The organism is Streptomyces sp. NPDC085460, assembly GCF_044541975.1.
In the GTDB taxonomy this organism is placed as follows: domain Bacteria; phylum Actinomycetota; class Actinomycetes; order Streptomycetales; family Streptomycetaceae; genus Streptomyces.
In genome coordinates this window covers 136073-158110 of the sequence record NZ_JBITTO010000001.1, presented here as the reverse complement: position 1 = coordinate 158110, position 22038 = coordinate 136073, and the positions used below count along the sequence as shown (strand labels likewise).

Genomic DNA, 22038 nt, shown 5'->3' with positions numbered 1-22038 from the left:
TCTAGGACGTGCCGGGGAGCGGAACGGGGCCACCTTGGAACTGAACCCGTCCCATGTTGTACCACTGGCCGTACTTGAGGCTGTAGATCTTGTTCTCGACCGTGTCATGGAAGAGCTGCTTGGATCCGCCGCCCTTCCAGTAGACCGTCGCCTTCATCTCGTATCCGGTGGGAACCGTGCGCGCCCCTTCGTACTTCGGGGTGACCTGGTAGTGGACGACGTGCCCCGCGTCTATCGCGTCCTTCACCTGGGTCTCGTACGTGTACATGTTCGGCTCGAATCCCGGCTGCACCGTCGAGTAGGGATTCGCGTTGGCGGCCCGGGAACACGTCGAGAGGTTGTCGAGCCGGTCACCGCTGCCACTCAGCTGCTTGGCGAGGAGATGGCAGGCATTGCGCCAGTTCTGCGGGTCGGGCGCACCGAGATGCCCTGCGTAGCGCTTCGCCCAGTCATAGCCCGGAGGACGGTACATAGGCTTCTCCTCAGTGCCTGTGTTGGGCTTGGAACCGGGGTTGTTGGCCTTGTCGATGAAATGGGAATCGAGGCAGGCTTCCACCCCGGTGGCACGGTTTCCGTTGTTCTCGTCGAGCGGCCCGTACGTGCGCCACCCGCTGCCCCACATCCGGCAGTCACGCGGACCGCCCTGATCGGTGCCGCCGCCCGGGCCGGGGTCCGTGCCCGGGGCGTCCTGGGGGTCGGGAGCGTGGTCCTGGTCGAAGACCGTGTCGGCCGCGCCGGACAGCATCGCCAGGAGGTTCGCCCCGCTGACCGCCATGTCGACGGCCTTCGTGGCGGTCCAGACCGCCTGGGTCGGGTTCCAGTCCGGCTTGGGGATGTGCTTCGGGGCCGGGACCGGGTTCGGGCCCTTGTTCGGATTCTGCGGGATGGGCGGCTTGGGGGGTGCGGTCGGCCTGGTCGGGCGCGTCAGGGTGGAGGTGCCTCCGCGGCTGCCACCCGAGTAGTTGTTGCCACCGTGGTAGGTCCGGCTGGGCGCGGGTGGCGACGACGTGGATCCGCCGCCGCCGCGGCACTTGGCCTGCCAGGGCATGAGCATGCAGTCGGTGCGCCGCTGCTGGGGCGGAGGGCTCGGCTCGACCCAGCCCGGGCACATGTACTGGGAGACTCCGGGCTTGCCGCAGCGTTCGCCGGCGCCGTTCGGGATGCTGTCGTGGCCCGCGGTCCAGGTCTCCCAGAAGACGCATGCCGGGCTCAGGCCGAGCTTCATCCACCCGAGCTTCGACCGTCCGGGCTTGAAGCAGCTCAGCACGGAGTGGCCCGACGGGTCGATCCCGTTCGTCGGACCGGCGTTGCCGTACGTGTAGCGGTTCGCCTGGACCGACGGGTCCGGGTCGAGCTGCCACGTGTCGCGGCTGGTGAAGCCGCCCGTGCCCGGCTGGTACCAGCGGGCGGCCATGTTGACCTCGCCCGTGGACGAGTCCGTCCAGCCCGACTGGTAGCCGACGGACGGGTTGGCGCCCGAGGACGCCGTCACCTTGCCGGAGGCGTCGTACGCACGCGACGAGGTGACCGTGGTGCCGTCCGGGGACAGGCCGGCGACCAGGTCGGTGTGTCCGTCGGTGACGGCCAGGCGCGCCGAGCCGGCGGTCCCGGTGGTGGCGCTGGCGAGCAGCGTGCCGCCGGGAGTGCGGCTGTAGGTGGACGTGCCGTCCTTGACCAGGTTGTTGGAGCCGCCGTCATAGGTGAAGGCGGTGCCGTTGTGGGTCATGACCCGGTCGAGCGAGTCGTAGGTGAAGGTGCTCGTCCCGTTGTTGACCGTGCGTTCGAAGGCGTCCGAGTCGATCGTGCGGGCGGCGCCGGCGGTGTCGGTGATGCCCTTGACCGTGCCCCGCGCGGAGTAGACGAAGGTCTGCGTGCCCCAGGTCTGGAGCCGGTTGCGGGAGTCGTAGGTGCCGGAGGTGTCCCCTCTCTTGGTCAGGTTGCCGGCCTTGTCCCATTCCCAGGCGGTGGTCGTGCCCCCGCTCGTCTCGGACGTCATGCGTCCGGCGAGGTCGTAGGCGTACGTGCGCTCGCCCGCCCCGGCCGTACCGGCGGTGGTCTTCCCGACCATCCGGTCGTCGAGGTCGTACGCGTAGGCCGTGCCCTGGACCACGGCGCCGGTACCGGTCTCCTTGACGCTGTCGTCGGCCAGCCGGCCGAGGGCGTCGTAGGTGTACGAGCGCTTCGAACCGATCGTCCAGGTCCCGCCGGTGGCGGGGCGCGCGTACTCCTGGGAGGTCAGGCGTCCGGCCGCGTCGTAGTCGCTGCGCACCTGGGTGCCGGTGAGCGGGTCGGTCGTGGTGTCGAGACGCCCGGCCTGGTCGTAGGTGAAGGCCGTCGTGCCCGCCGCGTCGGTGCGGGAGGTCATCTTGCCGTCCGCGTCGTACGCGTAGGACGAGGTGCCGGACGGGCCCTCGGCGGACAGCAGCTGGCCGCGGTCGTTGTAGGTGGAGGCGTCGCTCGTGAGGACTCCGTCGCCGCCGACGCCGGTCACGCGGCCGGCGAGATCGTACGACAGGGTGCGCGGGCGGGTGGCCACGGCGGTTCCGGAGCCGGTCTCGCCGGTGAGCCTGCCCAGGGCGTCGTACGTCTTGTGACGCTTGACGTTGCCCGGCAGCAGCTCGGTGACGAGCTGCCCGGCCGCGTCGTAGACGTTGGTCCAGGTGCGGACGTCGGCGTTCCAGTGCTGGGTGGTGGCCGGTTCGATCGTGGACTCGGGCAGGCCCCACGGGGTGAACGTGTAGTACGTGGCCTTGCCGCGGCCGTCGGTCAGGCGCGTGCGGTTGCCCACCGCGTCGTAGCCGAAGGTCGTCGTGATCGAGTCGGCCGCGGTGACCGGCTCGACCTGCTTCGTCATCCGTCCCAGCGCGTCGTAGGTGTACGTGCGGCGCGCGCCGTCGGCCGAGACGGACGCGGTGACGTTTCCGTCCGCGTCGTACTCGGTGGCGACCGATCGCAGCGCCGTCGTTCCCGTGCCGTAGTCCGTCACGGATGTCGGGCTGCCCGCGAGGTCGTACGCGGTGACGGTCCTGCGGCCGGTCGCGTCCTTGCTCTCGGTGCGGCGGCCGAGCCCGTCGTGGACGAGGCGGGTGACCCCGCCTCCCGGGTCGGTGACCGTCAGGGTCTGGCCGGCCTTGTCGTGGCTCGCGGTGGTCCGTCGCCCGCCGGGCGTGGTCGAGGCGACCTGATTGCCCGCGTCGTCCCAGGTGAAGCGGGAGACGAGGTTCCGCAGGGTGGGCTTGCGCTCCACCGTGGTGGCGGTGAGCTTGCGGCCCAGTTCGTCGTAGGTGGCTTCGGTGCGTGCTCCTGTGGGGTCGGTCGCGGAGAGCGGCAGACCGGTCGGGGTCCAGGTGTAGGTGGTGACACCGCGGCCCGAAAGGTCCGTGGAGGTGCCGGAGAAGGTGGTGGCGGCCGGGTCCTGGAGGTTCTGGGTGCCGCCGACCGACGGGTCCGTCCTGCGTACCAGGTTGCCCAGCTGGTCGTACGCGTAGTGGACGTCACGGCCCAGCGGGTCGGTCGTGGAGGCGACGTTGCCGAGCTTGTCGTACGTCGTGCGCGTCACGGCGGTGATGGGCGTCGCGGCACCGGGCGGCGTGTAGTCGGGCAGCGTGACCGCGATCGGGCGGCCCAGTTTGTCGGTCTCCGCCTTGGTGACGAGGCCGCGTGCGTCACGCGACTCGGTCACCTCGCCGAACGTGTTGTAGCCGACGAGGGTCCTGGGGGTGACGGCCGTGGCCGCGCCGCCGTTCTCCTCTGCCTGGATCTGGGGCATGGTCTGCTCGACCAGGCGGCCCAGGTCGTCGTACCGCCCGGTGCTGGTGTTGCCGCGGGGGGTGGTCTGGGTCAGCGGGAGGCCCCGCTGGTCGAAGGTGGCCGAGGAGACCCGGGTCGTGGTCCCGTCGGTGACGGTCGTCTTCCTCGGGTTGCCCACCGCGTCGTACTCGGTGGTCGAGGTCACCTTCTTGCCGGTGCCGTCGATGGACTGCGTCGACTCGGTGAGCCGGTCCTCGTCGTCGTAGGCGAAGGTGGAGACCTGGTTCAGCCCGTTGGGGTCGAACACGGAGCGGGTGGTGCGGCCCAGGGCGTCGACCGTGTGCACGGTCGTGCGGCCGCCGCTCGCGGTCTGGGAGACCACGTTGCCCGCGCCGTCGTAGACCGTCGACTCCAGAAGGATGTCCTTCTTGGTGCCGTCGGACTGGGTGACCTGCCTGGCCGTCGCCGTGGCCCGGAGGCCGTCGTGGTAGTAGGTGAACGCGGTGGTGGCGCCCATGGCGTCCGTCGTCGATGCCAGACGGCCCGCCGGGTCGTACGCCTTCGAGCCCAGGACCAGGTCGCGGACCTGGCCGGACGGGTCGCCGGTCCAGTTCTTCAGCACCGACTCGGCCGGCTGGCCGCGCTTGGTGTAGGTGTGCGTGACGACGTTGCCCGCGGGGTCCGTCTCACTGACCACGCGCCCCAGGGCGTCGTGGCCGAACGTCGACTCGTTGCCGTCGGCGTCCTTCACGCTGTCGTTGAGCCCGCGCGCGTCGTAGCCGTAGGTGGTGGTGCGGGTGGCGTCGCCGCCTGTGGTGTCCTCCAGGGATTCGGTGAGCAGGCGGCCGTCGGCGTCGTACGTGCGGCTGATCCTGGCGGTGTGGGTGACGCCGGTGATCTCGTTCTTGACGCCCGGGCCGGTCTCCGAGGTGATCCGGGACATGGTGTTGTGGACGTACGAGGTGGTGATGCCGGCGGGGTTCGCGTCGGAGAGCTGCGTCTCGGTCAGCTTCCGGCCGATGCCGTCGTAGGTGTACGTCGTCACCACGCCCGAGGGCGCCGTCGACTTGGCCAGGTCACCGCCGGCGAAGTAGGCGTACGAGGCCGTGGCCCCGCCGGTGCTCTTCTTCGTGGCGACCAGGCCGGCCGGAGTCAGTCCGCCGCCCACCGCGGGCTCGGTGCCCGTGGTGTAGGTGGTGGACGCCGTGCGGCCGTCGGCGGACGTGACCGTGTCGGTCTGGCCGAGCGCCGTGTAGGAGGTCGTCGTCCGGTAGCGGTTGTCCGCCGGGCCGGAGGAACGGCCGTCGCGGAGCGCGGTCTGCTTGCCGTTGCGCAGGTCCAGCGGGTCCGCGGCGTTGTGGTGGTACTCGGCGAACGAGGTCCAGCAGGAGTTCGCGTCCCGGCACGTCGTGGTCGAGACGGTGTTGCCGCGCTCGTCGTGACCGGTGATGGTCGAGTGACCGTTGGGGTCGGTGACCGTGTGCAGGAACCCGCCGGTGTCGTACGCGTACGTGGTGACGCCGCCGTCGGCGTTCGTCGAGGCCGTACGGCGCTGGCCCCGGATCGCGTCGAAGGTGCTGCTGGTCCTGGCTCCGGTCGGGCCGGTGACCGTCACCGTCGACGCCAGCGTCGAGCCCGAGGCCACGTGACGCGCCTGGTACTGGGCCGCGACCTGGGACGGGGTGAGGCTGTGCCGGTACACGGACAGCTCGTCCAGCCGGCCGGTGAAGTAGCTGACGTCCGCGGGCGCGGAGGGCCAGAACCTGGCGAAGCCGGCGCCGAGGAAGGTACGCGTGTTGGACTGGTGCCCGACCGGCGCGTTGTCCTTCTGTGCGACCTGGGCGCCGTCGAGGTACAGCGTCTGTACCCCGGCCTCGGCCGTGATCGCGGCATGGTGCCATTCGTTGTCGGTGACCGTCGCCGCCGACGCGTTGGACGCGGTGACCCCGGCCGAGTAGTACTCGCCGTGCAGCCTGCCGTCGGCTCCCACGTACAGGACGGGAGTCCAGCTGCCGGAGGGCCCGGTGGCGCCGGCCATCGGGGCCGACTGGTCGGAGAGGATCACGCCCGGCTTGTCGGTGCGGAACCAGACGCTCGCCGCGACGTCCGTGGTGCTCGTGCCGAGTGCGGGCAGTTCCGCCCAGCCGTCCCCGTCGAACTGCGCGGCCGAGCCGTCGGCCGGGCCGAACACGCCGTTCGTTCCGAGGGCGGCCTTGGTGTACGAGCCCTCTCCGCCGTTCGCGGTGACCTTGTTCAGGACCTTGGAGCCGGACGTCTCGTCCAGACGCCAGAAACCGGCCGGGGCGTGCCCCATGACGACACCGCGGTACTGGTCCCCGTTGCCGGTGACCAGACGCGTGCGGGCCTTGTAGTGGTCCGCGACGGTCTGGGCGTCGAGCTGCCTGGTGTAGAGGGCGGCCTCGTCGAGGTGACCGTCGAAGTAGCGGGTGGCGCGCGCCTGCCCGTCCCATGCCTCACTGGAGTAGCCGCCGCCGAAGTAGGCGTGGGCCAGTGTCTCCGGCTTGACCACGCCGGACTTGGAGCCGATCCGGGCCCCGTCGAGGTACAGCGTCTGCCCGGTGGGGCCTCCGGTGATGACGACGTGGTGCCACTTGCCGTCCGTGACCTTCACGCCGCCCATGACGGGCCAGCCCGCCGACGGGCCGTCCCACAGGTGGCCGCGCAGCTTGCCTTCCGCGTCGATGAGCAGGCTCGGGTTCCACATCGTGGGCGTGGTGCCCAGTTCGGTGTCCTGCAGACCGAGCAGGACGCCGTTCGGCTTCTCCGTGCGGAACCACAGCTCGACCGAGACCGCGGTGGCCCCGGATATGGACTCGCCGGGGACGGAGACGGCGCCCTTGGCCCCGTCGAGGGTGACCGCGCCGTCGTCGCCGTCGAGGAAGGCGCCGACCGTGCCGAGGGCGACCCCGTCCTGGTAGGAACCGTTGCCGCCGGCGGGTATCTCGTTGAGGGCCGAGGCGCCGCTCGTCTCGCCCAGGCGCCAGTAGGCCACGGGCTGGCCGGCCTTGACGGACTCGGCGTAGGCCGCGGATCCGGCGCTGTACACCGGGGCCGAGATCTGCCAGGTGCCGCCGTTCTCGTCGGTCACCTTCGTCGCGCGCTCGGTGTCGGCGTCGTACTCGGCCCGCCCGCCCGTCCGGCCCGAGGGCAGCGTCGTCCTCGACAGCTTCGACGATCCGGCGCGGGCGAGGTGATGGGCCTTGACCGTGCCGGAGTCGAGGGCGCGGTGGTAGACGGCGACCTCGTCCATCAGGCCCTTGAAGTAGCGGTTGCCGTACGGGCCGCCGCCTCCGTCCCAGCCGCCGTCGGAGAAGCCGGCGCCCAGGTAGGTGAAGGTCTTGACGGAGTGGTCGACGGGCCCGGTGCGGGTGCCGACGGCCGTGCCGTCCAGGTACAGGGTCTGGCTGGTGCCCGTGCTGGTGAGAACCGCGTGGTGCCAGTTGTTGTCGGTGACCGTCGCGGTGGAGGTCAGCGGGGTGGCCCAGCCGTCCGACTTCTCGAACGTGCCGCGGAGCTTGCCGGCCGAGTCGACGGCCAGCACCGGGTTGTAGCGCGTGGGGTGCGTCGGACCGAGCGGGTCGTCCTGGAAGCCGACCAGGACCCCGCTGGGCCGGTCGGTCTTGAACCACAGCTCGACGGAGAGGACCGTCGAGGACGCCAGGGTCGACTCGGGCAGCTGGATGTGGGAGTCGGTGCCGTTGAAGGACGCCGCCTTGTTGGCGGTGCCGGTCAGCGCTCCCGCCGAGCCGAAGCCGATGTCGCGGTACCGGCCGGCGTTCAGGCCGGTACGGGAGACCGCCTCGCTGGCCGCGGTCTCGCCCTCGGTCTCGTTCAGCCGCCAGTAGCCCACCGGGCCGGCGTCCTGCACCATGCTCCGGTAGTGCGAGCCGCCGGTGTACTCGTACACCGTGCACGCGGTCGCGGACGCGGGGGGACAGACCTTGGCCAGCCGGTCGCCCTCGTAGGTGTAGGACCAGACGAGAGCCGGGGACGACGGGCCGACCGCGTCCGTGGCCACGGACGCGACGTGCGAGCCGCTCCAGGTGAAGGTCAGCGCTCGCTTCGACAGGGAGTCCGTCGCCTTGGTCAGCTTGCCACCCGTGTAGGTGAGCAGCTGCTCGCGCCCGTGGCCGTCCTTGATCCTGGTGAGGCGACCGGTCGCGTCGAAGGTGAACAGGGACGCGCTCGCGTCCCGCAGGGTCCAGCCGCCTCCGGAGACGGCCGTCAGCACGCCCGCGGAACCGGACGGCGCGCTGTAGGTGCCGTCCGCGTTCCGCCCGAAGCGGACCTGGCTGCCGTCGTCGAGGGTGACGACGACACCGCCGTCGGGCTCGGCCGCGGCCCGCATGTCCCAGCGGGTAGCCCAGCCGGCGCCGAAGGCACTCGCCGTGCGCGGGTCCTGCGAGTTGTACGTGCGGGTGACCGCGAGCTCGGGGCCGACCGTGGGCACGGCGGCGTCCGTCGCGGCGGTGGCGTAGTTGCCGGAGCGCTCGCCGAAGCTGCGCCCGCTGTCCGCACCGCCGAGGTGTGAGGTGATGACGGGCTGCGGAACCTGCGTGGTCAGGATCGACGGTGCGGTCCGGGCCGACTGGTCCTTGCCGTCGTTGGCGTACGCGTACCAGGCGTAGGTCTTCGCCCAGCTCAGCCAGCCCGCCGGAACGGTCCAGCTCGGCGAGGCCGCGTGGGTGTTGCCCCGGCAGTTCTTCCGGGTGTCCTTGCCCTCGACCTCGCACACCTCGAACTGATAGGTGAGCGCGCCGGGGGACTTGTCCAGGTCATGCGCCGAGGCCCACAGGGTCGGGTTCAGGGTGTCGACGACCGTGCCGCTCGGCGGGGCCGCGCCGGTGACGTAGGGCGGCGCGTTGACGGCGTCGAAGCGCACGGTCGGTCCGGGGACTCCGTCGTCGACGAAGCTGCGGACGCCGTACTCGTCCATGGTCCACTGGATCGTGTAGGTTCCCGGCGCCAGTGGTGCGATCCTGGCGTCGACCGTGGCGGAGGCTCCAGGGGCGACGTCATGGGGCATCGGCGTCCACCGGATCTTGCTCCAGTAGTCGCCGCCCACCTTGTTGCCGGCGGCGTCGAACAGGTCGTAGCGCAGCTTGTAGTTGCTGGTCCTGCCCCAGGTCTGCTGCCCCTGGTTGGTGACGGTCACCTTGAAGGTGCCCTCGCCGGTGGCCGTCGGGGGCTGGACGAAGCCGCCCAGGCCGTAGGCGGCCCCGTACTTCGACCACGTCACGTCGAGACTGGGCGCGCCGCCGGGGTAGTCGTCGGAGCCGAACTGCTTCCAGGTCCTGGAGTCGTTCGTGGCCGCCTTCACCGCCAGGCCGTAGTTCGGCTTGCGGCCGTGCGTCCAGTCGTCGACGAGCTTGCGGCCGGAGGCACCGAGCGGGATCGACTCCCATGCGGGTCCACAGGACCAGGTGTTCGTGCCCGACGGTCGCCAGCCGTGCGCGAAGGACTTCGAGCCCAGAGCGCCGCCGGTCGCGGGACCGGGGTAGCTGGAGGTGGATCCCTCCGACCAGTTGGACGTGATCTCGTGGACGGTCACCGGCCGTGCGGTGCAGGAGTACGACCAGGTGTTGTAGAGGCTCAGGTTCGCGTTGATCACGAACGCGTTCTTGAGGGTGGTGTCCAGGCCGCTGAACTTCATGAACGAGGCGGCCTTGTGACCGCCGCCGTCGTACGTGCCGACCTTCAGGACGGTGTCACTGGAGAAGTTCTGGTTGTAGGGCGACTCGACATACGTGCCGGACACCGCCCCGAGGCCGTTCACCGAGGGGTCGACTTTCACGGGGAAGACCCGCTCGGGGTCGGCCAGCCACGTCCGGTCGAGCTTCACGACCAGGATCTGGCGGGAGCCCTCGCGCACGATCTCGTAGGAGACACCGGAGGAGATGACGCCCTCGTTGGAGTGGGGGGTCTTCTTCGAGTCCTCCATCCAGCCCGCGGGCATCCAGCCCTGCTGACGGCCCGTGCCGTCGACGAAGGAGATACCGCCGTGGCCGTCGAGCTTCGCCGTCAGGCCCTTCAGGACCAGCGGGAAGCGCCACTCGGTCGGCGCGCTCCTGTCCTTGAGGACCAGCGTCTCCTTCATGGAGGCGCTGCCCGCGATCAGCTCCACGTCAGCCGAGGGGCGGACCTCCGGATACGTGATGACGCTGCCGTTCACACGTCCCCGCGAGGGGGCGGCACCCTCGATCGCGTAGCCGATGGACGCCGTCTCGTTCACCCCGAGTCGCACCAGGGTCGGGGCGTCGGCGAACTCGGAGAAGTAGACCTGGTCCTCCGTCGACCGGGCTTCCCAGCCGGAACGCGGAGTGGCCTGGCCCGCGGCGGCCGCGTCGGCCGTGGCCAGCCGGGTGTCGATCGGCTTCCACGTGCCGTCCTCGCCGCGGAAGTTGACGGGCTCGTTGTAGAAGCGGGTCGTGAAGGTGCCGTCCTCGTTGGCGAACGTACGCTCCTTCTCGGCCCGCTTGCCCGCGACCTCGGAGCTGGCCTCGGGGTCGAAACCCTTGGGTGCGGCCCGGCGCGGGGACGGGACCTCGCGGTAGGAGGGCACGGGCACCTGAGGTGCCTGGCCCAGCCTCAGCCGGGTGGTGCCGGAGTCGGGGGCGAGTTCTCCCGGTGCCTTCAGCGCACCGGCGCGTCCTCCTCCGGCCCGCGCATCGGTGGCGTCACCCGAGGCGCTGTGGCCTCGCCCGCGTGCCGATCCCCAGCCCTGCTCGGGCCGTTCACCGGGCCCAGGGCGAAATGTGGCGGTGTCCCCTTGGGACACCGCCAGTGCAACCTGTTCCGTACCTGTCAGAACGGTCAATATGAAACCCACTAGGAGCACTAGTGGTCGCGCTGTACGCACGCAACTCCCCCGCAGAAACGAATAATGTCGGCCAGTCCTATCCACTTCCCTTCAGAAAGCACAACTTTCGGCCACAGTCTCAGCCACCACGCCCGGGGGAACTCGCCTGCCATAGCGGGCATTTGTGGCGCATCATCACCTCGGCTCGCCCAGTGGATCCATGCCAGTGGGCAAGATCACTCAAACCCCCCAACCCCACCCGGCCCCGGCGACCGCGCGGAGGTCTCGGCAGCGTCAGCGGAACAGCGGGATGACGTCCGAGCCGTACGCGTCGATCGTGGCCTCGCGGTTGTCGTGCATGTCGTAGACGGCGAACTGGTCGACGCCCAGGCTCTTCAGGTGGCGGAGCTTCTCGACGTGGGCCTCGGCGGGGCCCAGGAGGCAGAAGCGGTCGACGATCTCGTCGGGGACGAAGGTGGTGTCGGGGTTGTCGGCGCGGCCGTGGTGGGAGTAGTCGTAGCCCTGCCGGTCCTTGATGTACGCCGTCAGCTCCTCCGGGACCATCGAGGAGTGTTCGCCGTACTTGGCGACGAGGTCGGCCACGTGGTTGCCGACCATGCCGCCGAACCACCGGCACTGGTCGCGGGCATGGGCGAGCGCCTCCGGGGAGTCGTCGGCCGTCACGTACGCCGGGGCGGCGACGCAGATCGTCAGGGCGTCCGGGTCGCGGCCGGCCTCCACCGCCGCCTGGCGCACCGCCTTGACCATCCACTCCGTCAGGAACGGGTCGGCGAGCTGGAGGATGAAACCGTCGGCCTTCTGGCCCGCCAGGGCGAGGGCCTTGGGGCCGTACGCCGCCATCCAGACCGGCAGCTTGCCGTTCTTCACCCAGGGGATGCGGATCGGGTTGCCGTCCACGCTCGCCTCGCGGCCCTCCGCCAGGTCGCGGATGACCTCGATGGCCTCGCCGAGGCGGGCCAGCGTGTTGGGCTTGCGGCCCGCCACCCGCATCGCGGAGTCGCCGCGGCCGATGCCGCACACCGTGCGGTTGCCGTACATGTCGTTGAGGGTGGCGAAGGTGGAGGCCGTCACCTCCCACGTACGGGTGCCGGGGTTGGTGACCATGGTGCCGACGTGGAGCAGGCTGGTGTGTTCGAGGATCTGGCTGTAGATGACGAAGGGTTCCTGCCAGAGCACGGCGGAGTCGAAGGTCCAGCCGTAGCGGAAGCCGTTGCGCTCGGCGCGCTTCATGAGGCTGACCACCTGCGAGGCGGGCGGGTCGGTCTGCAGGACGAGTCCGAAGTCCACTGCGGTGGCTCCCTAGTTCAGGTACTGACAGGTGGATCGGGGGATGAAGGCCCCGTGGCCGGCGTGGCCGACGTACTTGCGGTGGTCGATGACGACCTCACCGCGCGAGAGGACGGTCTCGACCTGGCCGGTCACCGTCCTCCCCTCGTACGCCGAGTAGTCGACGTTCATGTGATGGGTCTCGGCCGACAGCACCTGGGTGGCGTGCGGGTCGTAGAGGACGATGTCGGCGTCGGCGCCGGGCGCGATCGTGCCCTTCTGCGGGTACAGGCCGAACATCCGGGCCGGGGTGGCGCAGGCGATCTCGATCCAGCGGCGGCGGGTGATGTGCCCGTCCACGACGGCCTGGTGGAGGAGGTCCATGCGGTTCTCCACCCCCGGCAGGCCGTTGGGGATCTTCGAGAAGTCCCCGCGCCCCAGCTCCTTCTGCCCCACGAAGCAGAACGGGCAGTGGTCCGTCGACACCACCTGGAGGTCGTTCGTCCGCAGGCCCCGCCAGAGCGCCGCCTGGTGCTCCTTCGGCCTCAGGGGCGTGCTGCACACGTACTTGGCGCCCTCGAAGTCCGGCTCCGCGAGGTTGTCCGTGGACAGGAAGAGGTACTGCGGGCAGGTCTCGCCGAAGACCGGAAGGCCCTTGTCCCGGGCGAGCGCCAGTTCGGCGACCGCCTCCTCGGCCGAGACGTGGACCACGTACAGCGGGGAGCCGGCCACCCGGGCGAGCTGGATCGCCCGGTGGGTGGCCTCCGCCTCCAGGAGCGCCCTGCGGACCTCGCCGTGGTAGCGGGGGTCGGTCTCGCCGCGCGCCAGGGCCTGCTCCACCAGGACGTCGATCGCGATGCCGTTCTCCGCGTGCATCATGATCAGCCCGCCGGTGCCGGCGGCTACCTGCATGGCCCGCAGGATCTGCCCGTCGTCGGAGTAGAAGACCCCCGGGTACGCCATGAACAGCTTGAAGGAGGTGATGCCCTCCTGGATGAGCAGGGGCATCTCCCGCAGGGTCGTCGGCGTGACGTCCGACATGATCATGTGGAAGGCGTAGTCGATCGCGCAGTTGCCGTCGGCCTTGGCGTACCAGGTGTCCAGGCCCTCGCGGAGGGTGTGGCCGACGGACTGGACGGCGAAGTCGACGATGGTGGTGGTGCCGCCCCAGGCGGCGGCGCGGGTGCCGGTCTCGAAGGTGTCGGAGGCGAAGGTCCCGCCGAAGGGCAGTTCCATGTGGGTGTGGGCGTCGACGCCGCCGGGGAGGACGTAGCGGTCGGTCGCGTCGAGGACGCGGTCGGCGGTCCAGCCGGCCGCCGTGTCGGAGCCGTGGGCGGCGAGCGCGGCGATCCGCCCGTCCTCGACGAGGACGTCGGCGTGGAGTTCGTCGGAGGCGGTGACGACGAGGCCGCCCCGGATCAGGGTTCGGGTGCTCATGGGCGTGCTCCCCTGGCGACTAGAGGGATCGGAGGGCCTGTTCGAGGATGGCGGCGCCCTCCTCCGCCTCGGCGACGGTGAGCGAGAGCGGGGGCGCGACGCGCAGGGCGCTGGTGTCGTGGCCGCCGCCCTTGCCGATGAGGAGGCCGCCCTCGCGGGCCGCTTCCAGGACGGCGGACGCGGCCTCGGGGGCGGCGCGCCCGGTGACCGGGTCGGCGAGCTCGATGCCGATCATGAGGCCGCGCCCGCGGACCTCGCGGACGGCGTCGACGCCCGCGGCGGCGGCGCGGAGCCGTTCGATGAGCAGGCCGCCGACCCGGCGGGCGTTGCCCTGGAGGTCGTGGTCGAGGAGGTGGCCGAGGTTGGCGAGGCCCGCGGCCATGGTGACGGGTGAACCGCCGAAGGTGGAGATGGAGTTGGCGTCGAGGCAGTTCATGATCTCGGCGCGGGCGACGACGCCGCCGATCGCCATGCCGTTGCCGATGCCCTTGGCGAAGGTGAGCATGTCGGGCGGTCCGGCCTGCGCGTGTGCCTGCCAGCCCCAGAAGTGGTCGCCGGTGCGGCCCCAGCCGGTCTGCACCTCGTCCGAGATCCAGAGGACGCCGTGCCGGTCGAGGACGCGGCGGAAGGCGCCGTAGAGGCCGTCGGGCGGGGAGGTGAAGCCGCCGACGCCCTGGACGGGTTCGGCGATGAGGGCGGCGGTGCGGTGGGTGTGGCCGAGCAGGTCCTCCAGGTCCGCGACGGCGGCCTCGGTGAACCGTTCGTCGGTGAGGCCGGCGAAGGGGCCCCGGGTGCGGACCGCGCCGTGCACGTACAGGGTCTGGAGCGGGGAGAGGCCGGTGGGCGACCAGGCGCGGTTGCCGGTGACGCCGACGGTGGAGAAGGAGCGGCCGTGGTAGCTGTTGCGCATCGCCAGGATCTGGTTCGAGCGGCGGTACGCGGTGGCCAGGAGCAGGGCCGTGTCGTTGGCCTCGGTGCCGGAGGTGGTGAAGAAGACGCGGGCGTCGGGGATGCCGGAGAGGGCGGCGATCCGCTCGGCCAGTTCCACCATGGGCCGGTTGAGGTAGAGGGTGGAGGAGTGGACGATCCGGCCGGCCTGTTCGGCGACCGCCTTGGTGACCTCGGGGAGGGCGTGGGCGGTCATGGTGGTGAGGATGCCGCCGAAGAAGTCGAGGTAGCGGCGGCCCTCGGCGTCCCAGACGTGCCGGCCCTCGCCGTGGGTGATCTCGATCGGCTCGCCGTAGTAGAGCGCCAGCCAGTCGGGGAGGACGGCGCGGTGGCGGGCGTGCAGTCCGGTCACGGCCGGACCAGCCCGTCGTACGCGTCGGGCCGGCGGTCGCGGTAGAAGGCCCACTGCTGGCGGACCTCCTCGATCACGCCGAAGTCCAGGTCGCGCACGACGAGTTCCTCCTCCTTGTCGGAGGCGACGTCGCCGACGAACCGGCCGCGCGGGTCCACGAAGTAGCTGGTGCCGTAGAAGTCGTTGTCGCCGTACTCCTCGACGCCGACGCGGTTGATGGCGGCGACGAAGTACTCGTTGGCGACGGCGGCGGCGGGCTGCTCCAGCTGCCAGAGGTAGGAGGAGAGGCCGCGGTGGGTGGCGGAGGGGTTGTAGACCAGCTGGGCCCCGTTGAGGCCGAGTTGGCGCCAGCCCTCGGGGAAGTGGCGGTCGTAGCAGATGTAGACGCCGACCTTGCCGACGGCGGTGTCGAAGACCGGCCAGCCGGCGTTCCCCGGGCGGAAGTAGTACTTCTCCCAGAACCCCTTGACCTGCGGGATGTGGTGCTTGCGGTACTTGCCGAGGTAGCTGCCGTCGGCGTCGATGACGGCCGCGGTGTTGTAGTAGAAGCCCTCGGACTCGACCTCGAAGACCGGGACGACGATCACCATGCCGGTCTCACGGGCGAGTTCCCGCATCCGGGTGACGGTGGGGCCGTCCGGCACGGGCTCGGCCCAGCGGTAGTGCTCGGGTTCCTGCACCTGGCAGAAGTAGGGGGCGTTGAACACCTCCTGGAACCCGATCACCCGGGCGCCCTGGCGGGCCGCCTCGCGGGCGTGCTCCTCGTGCTTGGCGATCATGGATTCGGTGTCGCCGGTCCAGGTCGCCTGGACGAGGGCGGCGCGTACGACGGTCATGAGCAGCTCCTTCGGCGCGGCGTCAGAGAGCCTCTACGCCCGTAGACACGATGCGTAGGAGGAGAACGTAAGCCCCGTCACACCCCGGAGCAAGACTGCCGCCCGGAAGCAGCGCAGTCGATCATGTTTCATACCGGAGTGGTCCACACCGGACACGTACCGACACGGGAGGAGTCCTCCCCGCTCACACCTTTCCGGCCGCGCAGGGTTGTGCCCCGGGCGGTGCCGGTGCCGTACGCCTCCGGACCTCAGGGGCCGAGGACGCCGGCGACGCGCAGCGCGTGCCGCAGGGCCCGGTCGTCGGCGGGCGACAGGCCGCGCGCGGCGGCGCCGAGCCGGGGCAGCAGGAGGGCCGGGTCCACGGCCGCGAGCCGCGCCGCCTCCTCGGGGGTGCGGGCCCGGAGGAAGGCGGTGAGCAGCGCGTGGGCCTCGCGGTCGTGGCGCTCGGCGACGAGGGCGGCGACGGCCCCGGCGAGCTCCTCCACCGGCCGGGCGAGCCCCTGGCGCAGCAGCTGCTCGCAGTCGTCGGCGCGGCCCGCGTCGGCGAGCGCCCCGGCGACGGCGGCCAGCCGGTCGGGCGGCAGCGAGGCGGCCTCCCAGAGCAGGGTGCCCCAGTCGGCGCCGAACCCGGCGCGGTGCAGCGCCTCGGCGAGGGCGGGCAGCCGGCCGGGGGGTCCGCCGAGCGCCTCGCAGAGCAGGACGTGGGCCTCGCCGGTACGGCCCTGGGCGCGCAGCCGCTGGAGGGCGTAGACGGCGTTGGCCGCGGCGCGGCCGGCCTCTTCGGCCTCGTCGGGGCCGGGGGCGGCGGCGGCCGTGGTGTCGGGCTCGGGCGCTTCGGCGGCGCGCGCCGCGCCCCTGACCCGGAAGCGGGCGCCGCGCGGCGCGGCGGCGCCGGCGGGGAGATCGGGTACGGCGGCGGGGGCGGGCCCCTCGGCGACGGCGTCCTCCGTCCCGGCGTACCGGGCCCCGCGCGGCCGGCGCGGCTCCGGCCCCGCGGCGGCGTCGCCGGGCGGCGGGGTCGCGTGGAGCCGGTCGAGGCGGTCGGTGAGGTCGACGATCCGGGCGGTGGCGCGGGCGTGGTCGTCCCGGGTCCAGGCGAGGTCGTGGGCGAGCCGCGCCGCATCCTCGGGATCGGGACGGCGCAGCAGCTCCCGCAGTTCCTGGATCCGGGTCTCCGCGTGGCGGAGTTCGCGCTCCATCAGCTCGCGGCGGGCGGCGAGCGCGGTTCCGCCGCCGGGCCGCCGGTCGTGGGCGCCGGCGGCCGCCGTGTAAAGCCGCCGCCCCCGCTCCGGGTCCTCCCCCACGTCCTGGAGGAGGGATTCGACGACGTCCCAGGGCAGGAGTTCGGCCCCGTCGAGGCAGGCGCGGAGCCCGTCGGGGTCCCGTTCGGCGAAGACGGCCCACCAGCCGCCGGCTCGCTCGGCGCGGTGCGCGAGCGCGCCCAGCCAGTGGGTGAACTCCGCCATCTCCGGCGTCATGTGAGTGACCGTCATGCGCGCGCCCCTGCCCTGCGGTAGAAGGGGACCTTCCGGTCCGCCGCAGGGCATTGCACCGCAGTCGTGTTACGGGACGGCTACGGAACGTTTTCCTTTCCGTGCCCCGGGGACCACATCGATGACTTACCCGCCGGTACGGCCCGGACGGGTTCACACGGGTCCACACGTGTCCACGCGTGTCCACGCGGGTTCACAGGGGTCACAGGGGTTCACAGGGTGACGACGATCCCGGTGTGGGGGCGCTTGCCGAGGCGGGCGAGGGTGGCCGGCCAGTCGACCAGCCAGTACTGGTAGGTGTACTTGCGGGAGAGCAGCCTGCGGACGTGCCGCAGCTCCTCCCCCGTGACGAGCCGGGCGGTGCCGGGGGTCCGGACCGCCCCTTCGGGGATGTTGCCGCGCAGGTCGCAGACGGCCAGCTCGACGCGGGGGTCGTTGCGGAGCCGCTTGACCTTCCAGGAGTCGGTGCGGGTCCACACGTACACCCGCTCGCCCTCGACGGCGTACCAGACGGGGGTGGCGACGCCCGTGCCGTTCTTCCGGAAGGTGGTGAGGCTGAGGTAGCGGCCGCGCCGCAGCTCGTCGGGGAGGCGCGGGGCGGTGCCGGGCGTGTCGTCGGTCGTCATGACCGCAGAGCCTATGCCGGAGCGGGGCCGCGAGCGGGGGTCAGGGGCGGCGCGCGGGAGTCCGCGGGGACCGGGCCGGGGGCGGGGGCGGGGGCGGGCACGGAGGCTTCCGGGCCGGGCGCGGGCGCGGAGGCTTCCGGCGCCGGGTCAGGTTCCCGGGTACGCGGCGCGGGCGTCGCCGATCTCGGCGCCGTGGGCGCGTGCCCAGGCGCAGGCGGTGTCGAGCGGGCCGAGCAGGGAGCGGCCCAGCGGGGTGAGGGCGTACTCGACGCGCGGCGGGTTCTCGTCGTACACGCTCCTGGTGAGGAAGCCGCTGCGCTCCATGGAACGGAGGGTCTCGGTGAGGACCTTGGGGGTGATCCAGGGGAGCGCGGCCCGGAGTTCGCCGAAGCGGCGGGCGGCGCCGTCCTCCAGACAGCGCAGCACCACGCCGGTCCACTTGTCGCCGACGCGGAAGGGCTGGACGGCGCCGTCGGCGCACTCCGGGTCGTCGAACCGGACGGGGATCGGGGGCAGTTCGCTCATGGGAGCGACGGTAGCCGGGCCGGTACCGTTGAAGTAACCGGGTGACTCCGTCCTACCGTCCTGCCCATGAGCGACGACGACACCAGCAAGAAGATCATCGTGTTCGGCGCAGGCGGCCGGGTCGGCCGCGCGGCGGTGGCGGAGGCCGTGGCCCGGGGGCACCGGGTCACGGCGGTGGTACGCGACCCGGCCCGCCATCCGGGCCTGGAGCGGGCGGGCGTGACCGTGGCGCGCGGGGACGCGACGGACCCGGAGTCGGTGGCGGGGCTCGCCGCCGGGCACGACGCGGCGGTGCACGCCTCCGTCCGCCTCGACGTGCCGTCGGAGGACTACTTCGCGGCGACGGCGAAGGCGCTGACCGCCGGGCTGACGGCGGCCGGGGTGGGGCGGCTGCTGACCCTCGGGATCGCCACCACCCTGGAGGACGCGGCCGGCGTGCGGCTGATGGACGCGCCGGACTTCCCCGCGCAGTGGCGGGCGTTCGCGCGCGGCCATGCCGTGGAGTTCGAGCTGCTGACGGCGACGGCCGGGCCGGAGCTCGACTGGCTGATGGTGGTGCCGCCGCTGGACCTGAGCGCGGAGGCGGAGCCCGCCGGCGGCTACCGGACGGCGGTCGGGACGGTCGTGGAGGGTCCCGGCCGGATCGCGCACGGCGATCTGGCGCTCGCGCTGCTCGACGAGATCGAGCGGCCCCGCCACAGCCGGGTCCAGCTGGCGGTCGCGGCGCCCTGACGCGCCCGCACCGCGCCCGCACCACGCCCGCACCGCGCCCGCCGGGCCGGGGAGGAGGCCACGGCGGCGGGGCGGCCGCGGGACCGCCCGCCGTCAGGCGGGCAGCAGCGCGCAGCGGACGATCAGCTCGTCCATCGACAGGTCGAGGACGCCGGCGAGGGCGGCGACGGTGAAGAAGGCCGGGGTGGGGGCGCGGCCGGTCTCGATCTTGCGCAGGGTCTCGGCCGAGAGGCCGGCCGCCGCGGCGACCTCGACCATCGAGCGCTCGCCGCGCGCGTCGCGCAGCAGGCGGCCGAGCCGCTCGCCGCGTTCGCGCTCTTCCGGGGTCAGGGGGGTGCGCACCATGTCCCCCACTCTACCGGCCCGCCCCCATTTTTATACCGGTATAGTAATGGGCATGGTGGAGATCAAGACCGAAGAGAACCTGACGGCCATGCGCGAGGCGGGCCGGATCGTGGCCCGTGCCCTGGCGGCGGCGCGGGAGCTGGCGGCGCCGGGCGTGCCGGCCGTCGCGCTCGACCGGGCCGCCCGCGAGGTGCTGGACGGGGCGGGCGCCGGGTCGCCCTTCCTGGGCTACCACCCGGACTGGGCCCCGGTGCCCTTCCCGGGCGTCGCCTGCGTGTCCGTCAACGACGCGATCGTGCACGGCATCCCGGACGGCACCGTCCTGGAGGACGGCGACCTGGTCTCCGTGGACTGCGGTGCCCGGCTGCGCGGCTGGACCGGGGACGCGGCGATCAGCTTCACCGTGGGCCGGGCCCGCCCGGAGGACACCCGCCTGATCGCGGCCGCGGAGGAGGCCCTGGCCGCGGGCATCGCGGCGGCGGTCGTCGGCAACAGGATCGGCGACATCGCGCACGCCGTCGGCACGGTGTGCCGGAAGGCCGGATACGGCATCCCGGAGGGCTTCGGCGGGCACGGCATCGGCCGGGAGATGCACGAGGACCCGGGGGTGCCCAACGAGGGGCGCCCCGGGCGCGGGATGCGGCTGCGGCACGGCATGGTCCTGGCGATCGAGCCGATGCTCGTCGGGGGCGGCGGGGACCGCTACTACACGGCGCGGGACGGCTGGACGATCCGTACCCTCGACGGCTCCCGGGCCGCCCACGCCGAGCACACGGTCGCCGTCACGGACTCCGGCCCCCGCGTGCTCACGGCGCTCTGACCCGGCCCCGCCCGGCGGTCACCGGACCGGCGTGACGACCCTCGCGGAGCCGCCACCCCGCGGTCACCGTCCCGGAGTGACCACCATCGCGGAGCCGCCGCCCCTGCGGACGGTCTCCGCCGCCGCGAGCCAGCGCCCGCCGGGGAGGCGCTGGACCCCGGTGGCGGCGCCGATCTCCGGGTTCTCCCTGAAGGTGTGCCCGAGGGCTTCGAGCCGGGCCCGTACGGGGCTGCCCCAGAGGCCCGGTTCGAGCTCGGTGGCGGCCTGGTTGCGCTGGCTGGCACGCGGGGCGGCGATGGCGTCGACGAGCGGCAGGCCACGGTCGAGGAAGCCGGTGAGGGTCTGGAGCACGGTGGTGACGATGGTGGCGCCGCCCGGAGAGCCGAGAGCCACCACCGGCAGGCCGTGCCGGTCGAGCACGATCGTCGGGGAGATCGAGGAGCGAGGGCGCTTGCCGGGCCCGGGCAGGTTCGGGTCGTGGACGGCCGGGTTCGCGGGGACGAAGGAGAAGTCGGTCAGCTCGTTGTTGAGCAGGAAGCCGCGCCCGGGGACGGTGATGCCGCTGCCGCCGGTCGACTCGATGGTGAGCGTGTACGCGACGACGTTCCCCCACCGGTCCGCCACCGTCAGATGGGTGGTGTTCTCGCCCTCGTACGTCGGCGGCACGGCGGCACCGGCGGTGGCGCACGGCACCGGGTTCCGCGGGTCGCCGGGGGCCAGCGGGCTGCGGAGGACGGCGTCGTCGCGGATCAGGCAGGCGCGGGAGTCGGCGTACCGCTGCGAGAGCAGGCCCCGGACGGGCACCCGCTCGAAGGCGGGGTCCCCGACCCAGCGCCCCCGGTCGGCGAAGGCGATCCGGCTCGCCTCGATCAGGCGGTGGAGGTAGCGCCGCTCCGAGGCGGCCGAGAGGTCCGTGGACTCCAGGATGTTGAGCGCCTCCCCGACGGTCGTGCCGCCGGAGGACGACGGGGCCATGCTCAGGACCCGCAGCCCCCGATAGGAGGTCTCGGTGGGCGCGCGCCGGACCGTGCGGTACGCGGCGAGGTCCCGCTCCGTCAGGTCGCCGGAGCGGACGACGCGGTCGGCGCCCGCGCGGACCGGCGGGGTCCGGACGGTGCGGACGATGTCCCGGGCGATCGGGCCCCGGTAGAGCGCCGCGACGCCCCGCTCGCCGAGGGTGGCGTAGGTACGCGCCAGGTCGGGGTTCCTCACGACCGAGCCGACCTCGGGGAGGCGGCCGCCGGGCAGGAAGAGGGCGGCGGAGGCCGGGAAGTCGCGGAAACGGGCCTCGTTGGCGGCGGTCTGGGCGCGGTAGGTGGCGTCGACGGTGAAGCCCTCGCGCGCCAGCCGCTCGGCGGGGGCGAGAAGTTCGCGGAGCGGCTTGCTGCCCCAGGCGTCGAGCGCGGTCGCCCAGGTGGCGGGGGTGCCGGGGGTGCCGACGGACCGGCCGCTGGTCATCGCTTCCGCGAAGGGGAGCGGGGTGCCGTTCTCGGTGAGGAGGGAGGCGTCGGCCGAGGCCGGGGCGGTCTCGCGGCCGTCGACGGTGTGGACCGTACGGCTCCGGGCGTCGTAGTGCACGAGGTAGCCGCCTCCGCCGATGCCGGCCGAGTACGGCTCCGTGACGCCGAGGGCGGCGGCGACGGCGACGGCCGCGTCGACCGCGTTGCCGCCCCGCCGCAGGACCTCGACGCCCGCGGCGCTCGCGTCGGCGTCGACGCTGGCGACGGCCCCGCCGTACCCGACGGCGACGGGTACCTTCGCGGGAGCGGGCGCGGGGCCGTGCGGCAGCGCCGGCGCGTGCGACAGCGCGGCCGGCGGGCGGGGCGGGGCGGTGGTCGGCGGTCCCTGCGGGGCGGTCGACGACCGGCCGGGCGGTGCGGCCGCCGGCGGGGCCGTCGTCGGATGGCCGGGCGGGGCGGTCGTCGGACGGCCGGCTGGAGTGGTCGTCGGTGGGGCCGCGGCGCCCACCGAGAGCACCGTCGCGACGGCCGTCGCGATCACCCCGTACCGCCATCCGGAACCACGCATCCCTGACCTCCCGTCAGCGCACCTCCACGCAGCGTAACT

General features: G+C 72.6%; 12 protein-coding genes. 2 read left to right on the top strand and 10 right to left on the bottom strand.

The features are described 5' to 3' along the window. Nucleotide 1: 1 nt before the first annotated feature. The 8 genes from ACIGHB_RS00640 to ACIGHB_RS00605 all read right to left on the bottom strand — a co-directional run bounded on the left by ACIGHB_RS00640 (nt 2) and on the right by ACIGHB_RS00605 (nt 18074). On the bottom strand, nt 2-10339 hold the full coding sequence (locus tag ACIGHB_RS00640; RefSeq protein ID WP_399908304.1) for a LamG-like jellyroll fold domain-containing protein: 10338 nt from the start codon (nt 10337-10339) through the stop codon (nt 2-4). A 525-nt stretch (nt 10340-10864) separates the two neighbouring features. Beyond that, nucleotides 10865-11878: a TIGR03842 family LLM class F420-dependent oxidoreductase gene (locus ACIGHB_RS00635; protein ID WP_399908301.1), complete on the bottom strand. Its 1014-nt coding sequence runs from the start codon at nt 11876-11878 to the stop codon at nt 10865-10867. Between the two features lie 12 nt (nt 11879-11890). Next, the gene (gene hydA, locus ACIGHB_RS00630) at nt 11891-13294 is read right to left on the bottom strand and encodes a dihydropyrimidinase (protein ID WP_399908298.1); all 1404 of its coding nucleotides are present in this window, start codon (nt 13292-13294) and stop codon (nt 11891-11893) included. 19 nt (nt 13295-13313) lie between these two features. After that, on the bottom strand, nt 13314-14594 hold the full coding sequence (locus tag ACIGHB_RS00625) for an aspartate aminotransferase family protein (protein WP_360313671.1): 1281 nt from the start codon (nt 14592-14594) through the stop codon (nt 13314-13316). Then, entirely contained in the window at nt 14591-15430 is an 840-nt protein-coding gene (locus tag ACIGHB_RS00620) for a nitrilase-related carbon-nitrogen hydrolase (protein WP_360313669.1), read from the bottom strand. The genes ACIGHB_RS00625 and ACIGHB_RS00620 overlap by 4 nt, the downstream gene beginning before the upstream one ends. A gap of 248 nt (nt 15431-15678) precedes the next feature. After that, entirely contained in the window at nt 15679-16923 is a 1245-nt protein-coding gene (locus tag ACIGHB_RS00615) for a UL36 very large tegument protein (protein WP_399908294.1), read from the bottom strand. A gap of 212 nt (nt 16924-17135) precedes the next feature. Then, entirely contained in the window at nt 17136-17549 is a 414-nt protein-coding gene (locus tag ACIGHB_RS00610; RefSeq protein ID WP_360322380.1) for a PPOX class F420-dependent oxidoreductase, read from the bottom strand. A gap of 147 nt (nt 17550-17696) precedes the next feature. Beyond that, on the bottom strand, nt 17697-18074 hold the full coding sequence (locus ACIGHB_RS00605; RefSeq protein WP_399908290.1) for a winged helix-turn-helix transcriptional regulator: 378 nt from the start codon (nt 18072-18074) through the stop codon (nt 17697-17699). 66 nt (nt 18075-18140) lie between these two features. On the opposite strand from ACIGHB_RS00605, the gene ACIGHB_RS00600 reads away from it, so the two are divergent. Continuing rightward, nucleotides 18141-18806, top strand: a complete 666-nt coding sequence (locus tag ACIGHB_RS00600) for an NAD(P)-dependent oxidoreductase (RefSeq protein ID WP_399908287.1) — start codon at nt 18141-18143, stop codon at nt 18804-18806. Nucleotides 18807-18899: 93 nt separating this feature from the next. Here ACIGHB_RS00600 and ACIGHB_RS00595 read toward each other — a convergent pair whose 3' ends face one another. Further along, the gene (locus tag ACIGHB_RS00595; protein WP_360322389.1) at nt 18900-19151 is read right to left on the bottom strand and encodes a helix-turn-helix transcriptional regulator; all 252 of its coding nucleotides are present in this window, start codon (nt 19149-19151) and stop codon (nt 18900-18902) included. 52 nt (nt 19152-19203) lie between these two features. Here ACIGHB_RS00595 and map point away from each other — a divergent pair, with 52 nt between their 5' ends. Further along, complete coding sequence (gene map, locus ACIGHB_RS00590) at nt 19204-19971, top strand: type I methionyl aminopeptidase (protein WP_399908283.1); 768 nt, start codon at nt 19204-19206, stop codon at nt 19969-19971. Nucleotides 19972-20034: 63 nt separating this feature from the next. On the opposite strand, the gene ggt is transcribed toward map, so the two are convergent. After that, nucleotides 20035-21999, bottom strand: a complete 1965-nt coding sequence (gene ggt, locus ACIGHB_RS00585) for a gamma-glutamyltransferase (protein ID WP_399908280.1) — start codon at nt 21997-21999, stop codon at nt 20035-20037. Nucleotides 22000-22038 lie beyond the last annotated feature (39 nt).